A 13243-nucleotide genomic window follows, 5' to 3' on the forward strand; every position below is an offset into this window, starting at 1 on the left:
TTCACCGTGTATACAGCTGTTTGAAATCAGATGGTGTTATACCTGTATGCTTCTTAAACAATTCACTGAAATGCCGCCTGTCTTCGTATCCCAGAGCCTGAGCGATCTCTTGAACCTGCTTGCCTTCAAGCAGCATCGCCTTCGTCTGCTCCATCCGCTCAGTCGTTACAAATTGGGTGACTGTCATCCCTGTAACCTTCTTGAACAGATTAGCAAAATAACTTCCGCTCAAATAAACCAGTTTGGCATAATCATTGACCGTCATATTTGACGATACATTTTGACGTATATGAGCAATGACTTGCTCGACAACTTGGTTCACATCTTCCACATGGCGTTTCTGAATGAACTCACAACCCAACCTGCACAATTCCTTAATGTTCTCTTGCAGTTCCTTCAACTTATACGATGATAGATTCTTAATGTGATACTGGTAACGTTCAATTCCTTCCATCTCTTCGCGCGTTAGTTTTTCAGAGAATACGCGATTGATTAGAAAGGCCAGCTCATCACACATTCCTTTGACTACTTCGGGAGCCGGAGGGGTTGATGCATACACCGTTTCCTCAAACAGTTCATCCACAATACTGCACGCTTTCGGCAAATTTCCCGACCTTAAGCAGTAAAAAAGCTCCTTCTCCTTCTCGGGGGAGTAGCGAGGCAAGGTTTGATGAACTGGGCTCAAATCTCGGTAATTGTAAACGGTATTGCCACCCGTATAAAAATTATAGGAGATGGCAGCGAACGCCTGGGAATAGGAGTAGGAGATCTGATGAATCTCCTGCACTTCTTCCCCTAGCCCAATGGATATGGTATAACGGGAATATTTATTTACATTCTCGCGGCATCTTTCCGCAATGGCTTCTGCATGGAACGAATCCGAAGGATTGAATATCGCTACATACCGATTCGTATGATCTCGGAAAACAAAACCTTTGGTATGCTCCCTCAAGCTTTCCTCCAAAATATTGTGAACGGTAAACCGGATGAGTTCTACCTCCTGAACAGGCAATGTATCGGTTTGCTCCGTGAATTGATCGATTTCTGTTAGCATAACAACAAAGCGCTCACGCTCAAGTCCAATATTCAAAAAATCCCAACGTTTTTGCGCTTGTTCAGGCGTCGTTCGAAACTGAAGCAGCAGTTGAAAATATTCCTGCCTCAGGAATGGCAAGCTTTCTCGCAGCTTTCTTTCCATCTCACGGTAACGCTGCGTTTCATGAATCTCATCATCAATCGACTGCTTAGCCTTTAACACGACATCGATAATTTTTTGCGGGGTATACGGTTTTACAATATAATCGAACGCACCTAGTCGAAGTGCCTCCTGGGCGTACTCAAAATCGGTATAACCGCTTAAAAAGACAATTTTCGTCCGTGGAAACCACGCCAGAATTTGTCTAGTCATCTCTAACCCGTCAATTTTGGGCATACGGATATCAGTCAGAACAATGTGTGGCTCCGTTTGTTTAATAAGTTCAATGCCCTGCTCACCATTGCTAGCTGTACCTGAGATACCAATACCGTATGACGCCCAATCTATTTGGTTTTTAATGCCCTGCACAACGGTTTTGATATCGTCGATTACACACATTCTAAGTTCAGTCGTCACTGCTTGATCACTCGCCCGTCAATGGTATAGTTAGTTTCACCGTGGTGGAGACATAAGGCTCGCTGTTCAAACTAATATCTGCTTTATTGCCGTAGTAAAGTCGCAGTCGTCCATACACATTGCGGAGCGCATAGCTTTTGTGTGCTGATTGCTCACTCCGCATATCGATGTCAACGGTTGCGACATCCATACCTTCGCCGTTATCCTCCACTTGAAGGATCAGAACATCTTCGGAACCTGAAATGGATATGTGGATGTTACCTTTACCATCCATACTCTGAAACCCATGCAAGATGGAGTTTTCCACTAAGGGCTGCAAAATAATTTTCAAAACGGGAATATCTAGCAAGGACTCATCCTCTAGCTCAATCGAATATTCAAACAGATCTTCATAGCATTTCTGCTGCAGGATTAAATATTGCCTTACGTGATCAATCTCCTTGGCTAACGTGGTCATCTCGTTACCGCCATTTAGACCAAACTGGAACAAGAGAGACAGCGATGTAATCATCTCCGTGACATCCCGATTTTGAGACGTTTCCGACTTCCAAATGATCGTGTTCAGAGTGTTATACAAAAAATGCGGATCAATCTGCGCTTGAAGAGCTTTTACTTCCATCTTGCGCTTCTCGTACTCGGCTTCCTTGACATCCTCAATGAGTGAAGAGATTTGCTCCAGCATTCGGTTAAACTTCAACCCAACCTGCGTTACCTCATCCTCATATTTACTAGTAAATCTCACATCGAGATTATTTTGTTCTACTTTTTTCATTAACCCTTGAAGTTTGTGCAGAGGCTTCAGGAGAAAGCTCGATATGACATTGGATAGAATGAAAGCTAAAACGGCACAGCACAGCATAATCCAGAGCGTAATTGTTTTGATACGATTCACCTGATGAAGTAAATCCGACTGTGTTTGTACACTGACCATCATCCAATTGTCTGCCATCGTGAGCCTCGAATAATTGACTAAATACTTCTTACCTGCGATGTCATGTTTGAAAAACCCACGATCTTGGCTCTGCAACTGCTCTAAAAAGGAAGAGTCACTTTGGAAAGGAGGCGTCTGGCTGCTTAATGGAAGTACCGTTTCGCCGTTGCTTGATATGAGATAGTAATTTGTAGACTTATCCAACAGACCATCCGTAACAACACTGCTAATCGCATCTTCCTTCACATTGACGACAACATAGACATCTCGAACATCCGCGTCCGTAACAGGCTTCATAATCAACGAAATGACCCTCGTCTTTCCTAAAAAAAGCGCATCCTCGTGATCTTTCAGCCATACAACACGTTCTGTTGTGTTCAGATAATTGGCAAATATCGTATCCTTGAAACGAACCTGCCCATTACGAAGATCATTCGTCGCATACATTTCGCCAACTGGCGTGTAAATCAAAACGGATTGAATCGAGGGCTCAATGAGTTTCATTTGCGCTAGTGGCGTTTGCAAAGAGGATAACCGTGTATAATAAGAGGCCGAATTATTCGCAAAGACATCCTCCATGGCGTTCTTGAATGGATCACTCAGCATCATCGAGGAGGTCGAGATAATGATGTGCCTGAACTTTTCATCAAGCACACGCGCAGATTTATTTAACGTATTTTGGCTGGAAATGAACGCTTCACTTTCGGTGGATCGAAAAGCAATCCAATAGGACATGATGCCCGTCAGGGCAATGGACACGACGGTTAGCATCAAAACGGAGATTCTTAATCGCTGGCGGAGCGATAGCCGATAAAACCATTGATTCAAGCTGACTCCCCCTTCTCCTCACAATAATAAGGAAGAGACGCGCTGCTTTAGGCCGCGCGCCCCTTACCTATTATATCCACTAAGCCCTCTGCCTATTTGGCAAGGCTGCCTTGCATTTTACCTGGTTCAAAGTTCGGATCCGCCTTCAACTTGGTTTCTCCCGCGGCACGCGCTTTCTCTAATGCCGTATTATAGCGAGTGGTCAAATCATTCATAAGCTTGTCCACATCTCCGCCTTCAAGCATATATTTAATAATCACGTTCCCAAATTTCAGTCCTTCAACCTTCGTTTCTGCCACGCCAGTAGGAGACGTTGCATATAAAGCGTCGAACTTCGTAGGCAAGAAACCTTCAATACCTGGCATAGCTGGCTTTTGAGCAGCTGCATTCACATCCGGTACAATCGAGATGCCAAAACCTTTTTCTTGATAGGCCTTCTGGAAGTCTAGATTATAGATGTATTCTAAGAACTTCCACGCTTTATCTTTGTTTGGAGTTTCTTTGTTAATACCAATGTAATTACCCGTATTGTAAACGGCTACCGTTCCTGTTTGTTTTCCGTCAATTGTTGGAGGCAGTGCCGCGCTCCAGTTCACTTTTGTCGGGAATTGGCTTTGGTACACAGCAGGTTCGCCGGAGTGGTTAAAATACATACCGATTTTCCCAGCTGCGAATTGGGCACGAAGCGGATCAATGTCGAGAGATTCAACACCAGGCAGCATACTGCCGTCCTGCTTCATTTGTCGAAGCGCTTCAACAATCGGCTTATAAGCAGCAAAGTCGTATTGACCCGTTTTGTAATTATATCCATCTAATACGGACGTTCCGCTAAATGATCCAATCGGGTTGGCAATCCGTGTGAATGCAGAACTTGGATTTTTGAAGTTTTCTGCAAAACCATAAGCTCCAATATCTTTGCCAGCTTCGGTAATTTTCTTAGCATCTTCAACCATTTCTTGAACCGTTTTTGGCGGTTCTGTGATTCCGGCTTTTTTGAATAGATCTAGATTATAGATTAATCTCCAATATTGCCCAGTGTTCGGAAGCGAATATACCTTTCCATCGACCATATTGCTCTCTTCGACAAGTAAGTTGCCATATCGTTTTTTCATATCATCTGTCATCAAATCATTCAGCGGCAATAGATAGCCTTTCTTCACAAATCCGGCAAAATCATTGGTCCGGAAGATATCAGGCGCTTGTTTACTTGCAAAAGCAATATCGACCGACTGATTGAAGTTATCAGCCATAACCGTCATCTCTACTTCAATGTTGTCTTTGTTCGTCTCATTGAACTTCTTGATAATTTCCTTCATATAATCAGCGTCATGACGATCAATCGTCCAGTAGGTAAGCTTCGTCTTCGGGCCGCTTGCTGCAGATGAAGAAGTTGCACTAGCACTCGTGTTCGTAGGCTTATCCGTTTGTCCACCGCATGCTGCAAGTGAAGCTACCATTGTAACACCAAGCAGTGTGCTCATTACTATCTTTTTACTCATGTCGTTAAACCCTCCTGTTTTCTCTTCCTGTAGTTGGATACATGCATCATGTAACTGTTTTCATGATAACCCTATATCTACTGGAACCGTGAATGACAAATCAACTTTCAAGGTGGGGGAAAATAACTCTGTTGTATACTTCTGTATGCCTATCCTTTTACGCTTCCTGCCGTTACTTGGATGAATGACTTATTCGCCAAGACATACACAACCAGGATCGGCAGGAATGATAAGCACGCACCAGCCATCATGAGATGTGCTTCTGCAGCGGCGCCAATGCCGTAGCGCAAATTAGCAAGACCAACGGTCAGTGTTTGTAGTTTTGGGTTTGTCATAGTGAAAACCAATGGCAAAATATATTCATTCCAAGCACCTCGGAACGTGAACAAGGCAGTAACCCCTAGTGCAGGACGCAATAAAGGAAGAATAATCCGCCAGTATACCGTAAAGAAATTGCAGCCGTCGATATAAGCGGCCTCGTCAAGATCCTTAGGAATCGCCTTAAAAAAGCCGATCAGCATAAAATAAATCACCGCATGCGAGCTAATGAGGATGATGATGACACCCCAAAGTGATTTATTTAAACCAAGTTTGACCATGAGATTAAATTGCGGCATTAAAACAACGGCACCAATGGAAATAAACATTGTACTTGCTTGTAAAGAAACATACAAGCGTTTGCCAGGGAATTTCGTTCTGTCCACAGCATAAGCGGACATCGTTGCAACAAGCAGCGTTCCGATCGTTACTATGACGCTTATAAATAAGCTATTCCACGTAAACTGGGCAAAGTTAGCCTGCTTCCAGGCCGTTGCGTAGTTGGAGAACTTCCAGACGGAAGGTAATAGCGTAGCTCCGGTTGTTAACTCTGCATTCGTTTTGACAGAGCCCAACATCGCCATAACAATGGGAAATATCGTGAAAAAGGCGATTGCAATCAAAAATATCCATTTGATACTATGCCCAATAATTCGGTTGCCCAGGAAGCCACCTGATTTCATCGTTGTCATCTTGTATACCCTCCCTTTTTAATCCTGATTCAATCGTTTGGACATCCTGAAATATGCAATCGTAATTAACCCGACAATGAGTGCTGTTACGAAACCAGCAGCGCTACCATAACCAATCTGCTGTACCGTCGGGGAAGTTGCCGAGACTGGGAAAAACAGCTTGTACACATACAGATACATGACATCGGTTTTACCGAAAGGTCCGCCCTCGGTCATGACCATAATACTTTCATACCCCTTAAGTGAGTTGATAATAGCGAGCATAACGATCATCTGCAGGACAGGTCCGAGCATCGGAATTGTAATGTACCAAAACTTTTGAACCACATTCGCTCCGTCAATGGATGCACTTTCGTATAAATCATCTGGAATACCTTGCAATCCGGCTATGAACAGAAGCATATAGTTACCGATTGCCCCCCATATCGCCATAATAATAACAGTTATCATGGCATAATCCGGTCCCAGCCAGTCGATCGATTTGGAGATTAAGCCATACTTGAGCAAGAATTGATTGAGAAGTCCGTTATACGAATTGAAAATAGTAAAAAAAACGATGGCCATGACGGATGTGCTTATAATCGTCGGCATGAAATATACCGCGCGTAATAGCACTCTTCCTTTGATGCCCTTATTTAAAATAACAGCAAGGATGAGTGAAAGCGGCAAAACGATAATTAGTTTTCCGCCCGCATAAATGAACGTGTTGTACACGGAATGCCAATACTCCGTATCCCTAAACAATCTTGTAAAATTATCAATACCAATGAATTTCTCTTTGCCATACCCCTGATAATCGTAAAACATATAACGAAGCGCCCAAACAAGCGGATATACGCCTAGCGCCAAGGTTAAAAATAGACTTGGAAAAATAAAAACATAGGAATTGAAAAGGGAACTCCTTTTGCGCATGTGTCATCTTCTCCTTAAACTGAAATAGTGGTATAAGCATATTACAACCGCGCTACAAGGCGGGAGTGGTAAATCAACTGTGTCCGTATGACAAATCAACTGTCTTCCTCATAAGGGGATGCACTAGGTGATACTGAGGAAATGCAAACAGACCCCAAAGAGATTTGGGGCCATGTTGGCATGTAGGTTTAGTTGAAATGGATCATAAATGTCTTGATCTCATACGGCTTCATTTGAACGCATATCCGCGCGTCTTCGTGAAGCTCCCCTTGAGAGCGTTCGAGGAGATCACATTCCTGCCAGGACGCGATCTTAGCATCGCTCGATATCTCCAATTGTCCGCTTATACCTGCGAACTCGTGAATCCGCAAAATAACGGCATCCTGATCCTCAGCCGCTTTAACCGCATCGATCATGACATGCTCACAGGATAGACGGAACATGCTGAATGCAGCTTTCTCAGGCGTTCCAGACACATACGTAAGTGGATTGTTCAGCGACCAAGCGGATTGCATCGTTTTACCGTCATACCAATCTCCAGCATGCGGTAGCAGCGAATACGTGAAGTGATGCTCACCAATATCTGCAGTAGCGTCAGGAACCATCGCGGACTTGATCAACGTTAATCTCATCACATGATCTTTGATGTCATAACCATACTTACAATCATTCAGAAGGCTGACGCCATATCCGCGTTCAGACAAATCAGCCCACTGATGGCCAACCGTCTCAAACCGTGCGTAGTCCCAGCTTGTATTCCAATGCGTTGGACGCTTCACGTTGCCGAATTGGATATCGTATGTCGCCTCCGTCGCCCGAATGCGCACTGGAAAGGCTACTTTTAACAGTTTACGCGGCTCATGCCAATTAACCTGTGTCTTGAAATCGATTCTGCGATTATCCGCATAGAGCACCATATCTTGCACAACAGTAGAGTCCATATAGGACCACTCAAAGCGGACGATCGCCGCCAAAGTACCCATGTCTGTCACTTCTATGCGGGTCAAACATGCTACTTCCTGTTTTTTCTCGGTATAAAAAATGTCAATATCCCATGCCTCGTGCCGACCTTTCGGCTTATCTTCGAACACTTCAAATCGGTTGCCTGTCTGTCCCTCGGCGATAATTTCCCGCTTCTCAATCCGATCGTAGAGTCGTTCAATCTGACCGCTGGCATTCCATTCGATTTCGTAAAAAGGCGTTATTAACCCGTGAGCCAACTTCGTGAATGGATTTTCCTTCACCTTTTGCATATACGTATCCGCTCGATCGGCTTGACGAATCACCGTGTACCCCATCGATGGAACTTCTTCAACCTTAACCCACATCTTCCCATCCACAAGTTGAGCCTCAAGCGGACGATTGTGCGCATCCAACCAGCCCTCCCCTTCGGGCAAGCATACAATATCCGTCTGCTCCCAAGGCGAACTGTTGAACACCACTACTTCACACCCCTGCTTACTATCTGTCAAATACGATGCGGATTGTTTCCACACTTTATCTCCTATAGCATGCGCTTCACTGTATTCAATCCTACTGTCTTCGTAGACCTCACGAATCGACGAACCTGGGATAATGTCATGGAACTGGTTTCGCAAAATGATTTTCCAGCCTTCATAGAGAAGACTTGAGCTTTCGCCATTCGCCGCATGTGCGCTGTCATTCAATAAGCTGCTCATGACTTGCAGCCATTCCGTTTCTCTATACAGTAGCTCCAACTTACGATTCATAAGCTTATTGTAAGCTTGACTTGTATAGGTACCGCGGTGTAGTTCCAGATATAACTCACCATCCCATGTGTGTACATAGGAATTTGAATTTGCGACCTGTTGCTGTAGCTCGGTAAAATAGTCATCAGCCCGCCCCGTCTTCACCGCGGGAATGCCAGGTATTTGATCTAGCCGGCGCCTCATCTCCAGCATTTCCCGATTGACACCGCCCCCGCCATCGCCGAACCCATAGGCGAGCAGTAAGGACGAATTAAGCGCCTTATCCCGATAGGCGTCCCATATGCCCTGCACCGAAGATGGCGTAACTTTCCCGTTGTACGTATAGTAGAAGGCTCCTTCGCTGGAGCCGGGATCCGGCGTCGTCATGAAATGGGTCAGCACTTCCGTTCCATCAATCCCTCTCCACATGAATGTGTCATGAGGCATCCGATTATATTGATTCCAGCTAATTTTCGTCGTCATGAATGATTCAATCCCGGACTTCCGCAGTATTTGCGGCAACGCCCAGCTGTAGCCAAACACATCAGGCAACCATAAATACTTGCATTCTACACCGAATTCCTCGCGGAAAAATCGGGTTCCATATAAAAGCTGCCGCACCAGCGATTCACCAGATGCTAGGTTGCAGTCAGCCTCCAGCCACATTGCACCGCCAGCTTCCCATCGACCTTCTTTGACACGTTCCTTGATACGTTCATATATATCTGGATAATCCGACTTGATATACTCATACAGCTGTGGCTGTGTTTGTAAGAAAATATACTCCGGGTACTGTTCCATTAAGCGGAGCACGGTTGAGAAAGATCTCGCTGCTTTTTCCCTCGTATGCTTCAGCTGCCAGAGCCAAGCAACGTCGATATGCGTGTGCCCTATGCATTGAACGACAACGGAGTGCAGCTTCGGCATGGAGGACAGAGCCGTTTGCAATTGTTCCTGAGTTCTCGCCACGGAGTTGTAAAAAGCATCGCTCCCTGGTCTCGACCAATCGAGTAGGAGAAAAGCTTGATCCAACATAGTCAGCAGCTCGTGCCGTTCTGGGCGACGCTCATCCAACATCCGAATCGTTTCCAACAACGCTTTGGCCGTGTAGTACAGATCGTCGCAAGCTTCATCCAGCCAGCATATTGCTGCTAATTCCAGCCTGCTTTCCATGACTCTCGAGCTTTGGTAACCGCCTAATCCAGACCACAAGCGGAAGCGAAGCTTCACCTCGGAACCAATCACATCTTCCTGGAAAAATACTTCGTCATGATTCGAGTCCACGCCCTGATACGGCTCCCCGTTCAAAAAAAGAAGCGATTCGAAACCGCTGTTCGTTCCTTCACCAGTCTGTCCAAGTTTAAATCGGCCGAGTACCTTCTTTCCTTTCCACTCCGCTGGGATAAACAGGTCCGCAGCTAGCCAATAATAAACATCCCGGCCATTCCAACGGTCTCCGATTTGAATGTTATTCCACTCGCCGTCATCTGAAGGATAGGCTCCAATAATGCCATCGGCATCAAGTTTAATTCGAAAAGTATCTATAACCTCTTCACCACGATAGCGAAACGGTTCTAATTCATTGATACGTGCTTGCAATTTCTCCAATGTCCAAAACATCACAATACTCCCTTCAATCCATTGATGTTGCTACCATCTTATGAATTCTGATACTAGGTAATATTCTATCTCTTAGAGTTAGTTATAACTATTTTAAGGGATAAGAAGCTGAAGGCGTGATAGACAAACGAATGATTCATGGGGGGTAAATTCATTTTTCAAAAAAAAGGACCCTCTATTTGTTTAGAGAGTCCTTACTTTGAGTAAGCTAAAATAACATTCTACCAAAGTTATAACTTATCCGTTCTTAGACATGTTTCTTTCTCCAACAAAAGAGTTCAACTGCTCTAATAAGTTGCCTCCACCATTAAAAGAAATCGTTCCGATTTTCTCACAAATCTTTTCCAAGAATTCAAGCTCCTTCAGTCGGAACAGGGTTTGATTCTCATCCATAAGCTTCGCTGTATTCAACAAACTTCTCGTAGAAGCCGTCTCCTCGCGCCGCGTAATGAGATTGGCTTGCGCTTTCTTCTCAGCCAACAACACTGTATTCAAGATATCCTTAATATCACCTGGCAAAATAATATCTTTCACACCGGCAGACAAGAATTGCACGCCATAATCAAGACTTTTCTCATTCAAGCGTGACAACACGTAGTTGGTGACTTCCTGTTTCATTTTCAGCAAATCATCTAATTTCAAAGTACCCACATACTCACGTAATACAAGTTGCAATTGAATGTACATTTGTTCTTCAAACGACTTAATTTCAAGCGCTCGAAGTGCATTCAAAATACGATATTGGCACACAAAGTTAAGCCGCAGAGTGACCTTATCCTCCGTCATCATTTCTTGTCCTGTCATATCCATTTGCTGTTGACGCAGGTCGACGGTTTTCACAGAGACTCCGATTGGACCCTTCCAGAAATAGTATTTGCCGGGAACAAGCTCCTTTTGCATGACATGGTTATAATACAAGGCTCCACTTTCGTGACTAGCCACATCAAATGTTTGATAGTAACCAATGAGCTTAGGAATAATAGCTGAATCAATCTCATTGGGTAGCTCTGGATTACGTATGTCTGCACGAAGATAAGTATGCACTTTCAATACATTCCAAAAAGCATATCTTCCAGCTGTCAACAAGCCAACGTATTTGCCATCTTCATAATGCAGCACATATTCATTGTCTTGAACCTGTATCATATCCAGCTCTTTGATGAGTATGTCGTCATGCATAAACAACTGAAGATCTTTCCCTTTTACATGAAAAGCGTTCATGATGTTTAAAATCTCAACATGATCATCTGAAAATGGTGACAGCCGATATGTGCCTGGTTGTAAGCATTTATAGTAGCTGCCTTTACGAAATAGCAGTCCTCGTTCGTCATTGTGTATCGTTACTTTTTTTAACATGTTAAAACCTCCTTGAGTGTTAGATCACGTATTTGGAGTCTTCCTGCGATTAGAGCGGAATTCTGCTTAAGAATACAAGTACTCCTTAACGCCATTCGAAACTTGTTGGAGATGTTCGGTTTACACTTGAAAACCGTCTATCTTCCGTTAGTAACAAACGGGTTTAAGCATTCTTGTAATCGGTATCTGCAGATTGCATAGCCATCACGCAGTGTGCCATGTGTAAGCCACAGAAGACTCCAGTACACAATCAATTAAGAATATTTGTTTGCTCGATTAAATGTCGAGTGCTCTACCACTGAGCTAATCGTTCCACACGATAGGGGATTCGAACCCCTGCACCTGGAGAATATAAGTGAAAATGAACATTACAGTATACAGACACATAGAGATGTGTGCGCACTGCCGGACGATTTGACATCCTAGCCAAGGTAAAGTCATTCGTACTTACATCCAAATTTATCTTCGCTTATTTCCATGTAAACGAACATGGTGAAAGTATGGCGACTGGTAAAAAGTTTCCTTTTAATTTCTCGTTTCCTGTTGCCGACACAAAAAAGATACGCACAGACTGAACACTTTTTCAAAGTGTCCCCTCTATGCGTACCGGTGTATTGCATGCCGTCCGTCTTTACCTCATCTTTATTCCTTAGACAACATTTTTTGGACTGCTTGAAAATCATGATTCAGCCGCTCGTAGGCTGGAAATGGCGCATGGCATTCCAAGGTTATCCATCCCTTATAACCGACTTCTTTCAGCGCATCGAACATGGGTTGATGGTCCGCTTCCCCCTCGCCCAAGCGACTTTGCAGAAACGCTTCTTGTCCGCGATGCGTCAAGTTAAGGAAAGTGCCTGGTGCTCCAGCCTCCTTCACACGTATCTCATCTTTGACATGAACATGGAACAAATGTTTGTCCAGATTTACGATAGAATCCCTGCCATAATCCGTCTCTGTAATATACATATTACCAACATCGTGAATCATCCCAATATTATCATGCTGGGTCAATTTCAATAACCTCAAGCTGCTGTCAACGGTTTCTACAAGTGATTCATTATGAATTTCAAGCAATAGCTTTATTTGAAGTTTTTGAGCCATCTCTGCGCATTTATTCAGCCAGTGTGCCGCTTTGGCATAGTGATAGTCGTATGCCATGAAAGCATTCGGCCCTCCCGGGGATACCCGAATCATGGAAGATCCCAGCTCTCCGCCAATTTCCAACAAACGATTGAAATCGCTGAATGCTTGCTCACACTCTCGATCGCTAGCCGTCGAGAAGCCGCCCATATAGCCGGCAAGCACCGGAATTTCGAGTCCCAAATCCGCTGCTAACGCCTTGATTTCCTGGATCCGCGGCGTACTCGTTGTCGAAGAAAGATGTGGCTCGCGAGCTGCAATTTCGATCCCATCCATGCCCAACTTTTTAGTCAATTTCATAGCTTCTTGAATACTGTGTGCCATAAAAACACCGCTAAATGCCGCAAATTTCAATGATATCTCCTCCTAGAGATGAAGTTGATTTCTACTATATCAACAATGCTTCTCTTGAAGTTGACATTTCTTTCGAAGAATATAGGCATTTTTTACAAAATACAAAATAAGGGGCTATCCCAAAAGACAAACCTAAGAAAAGGAAACGAGGATACGGCGTAGAATTGTAGCTGGTTTGAGGCTGGCTTGTGGCTTGCGAACGTAAGGTGACTGCCGAATCGTGTTTAGATGTATAAACTACAGCTAATTTGCTCGAATTTGACGTATTTTCG

At 44.1% G+C, this 13243-nt stretch carries 9 protein-coding genes; all 9 read right to left on the reverse strand.

What is annotated here, in order from left to right; translation table 11 throughout:
• Nucleotide 1 precedes the first annotated feature (1 nt).
• Entirely contained in the window at nt 2-1612 is a 1611-nt protein-coding gene (locus GC096_RS16185) for a response regulator (protein ID WP_171631584.1), read from the reverse strand.
• Nucleotides 1613-1619: 7 nt separating this feature from the next.
• On the reverse strand, nt 1620-3371 hold the full coding sequence (locus tag GC096_RS16190; RefSeq protein ID WP_171631585.1) for a sensor histidine kinase: 1752 nt from the start codon (nt 3369-3371) through the stop codon (nt 1620-1622).
• Between the two features lie 92 nt (nt 3372-3463).
• Nucleotides 3464-4870, reverse strand: a complete 1407-nt coding sequence (locus GC096_RS16195) for an ABC transporter substrate-binding protein (RefSeq protein ID WP_171631586.1) — start codon at nt 4868-4870, stop codon at nt 3464-3466.
• 149 nt (nt 4871-5019) lie between these two features.
• Complete coding sequence (locus GC096_RS16200) at nt 5020-5880, reverse strand: carbohydrate ABC transporter permease (protein ID WP_171631587.1); 861 nt, start codon at nt 5878-5880, stop codon at nt 5020-5022.
• Nucleotides 5881-5898: 18 nt separating this feature from the next.
• Nucleotides 5899-6792 carry a carbohydrate ABC transporter permease gene (locus GC096_RS16205; RefSeq protein ID WP_171631588.1) on the reverse strand — a complete coding sequence of 298 codons (894 nt, stop codon included), beginning with the start codon at nt 6790-6792 and terminating at the stop codon, nt 5899-5901.
• A 188-nt stretch (nt 6793-6980) separates the two neighbouring features.
• Complete coding sequence (locus GC096_RS16210) at nt 6981-10121, reverse strand: alpha-mannosidase (protein WP_171631590.1); 3141 nt, start codon at nt 10119-10121, stop codon at nt 6981-6983.
• A gap of 237 nt (nt 10122-10358) precedes the next feature.
• On the reverse strand, nt 10359-11477 hold the full coding sequence (locus GC096_RS16215) for a slipin family protein (protein WP_171631591.1): 1119 nt from the start codon (nt 11475-11477) through the stop codon (nt 10359-10361).
• 642 nt (nt 11478-12119) lie between these two features.
• Nucleotides 12120-12971, reverse strand: a complete 852-nt coding sequence (locus GC096_RS16220; protein WP_171631592.1) for a sugar phosphate isomerase/epimerase family protein — start codon at nt 12969-12971, stop codon at nt 12120-12122.
• 34 nt (nt 12972-13005) lie between these two features.
• A partial coding sequence (locus tag GC096_RS38465) for a hypothetical protein (RefSeq protein ID WP_216626150.1) occupies nt 13006-13243 on the reverse strand: 238 nt, incomplete at its 5' end.

This window comes from Paenibacillus plantarum (genome assembly GCF_013141695.1).
Lineage (GTDB): Bacteria > Bacillota > Bacilli > Paenibacillales > NBRC-103111 > Paenibacillus_E > Paenibacillus_E plantarum.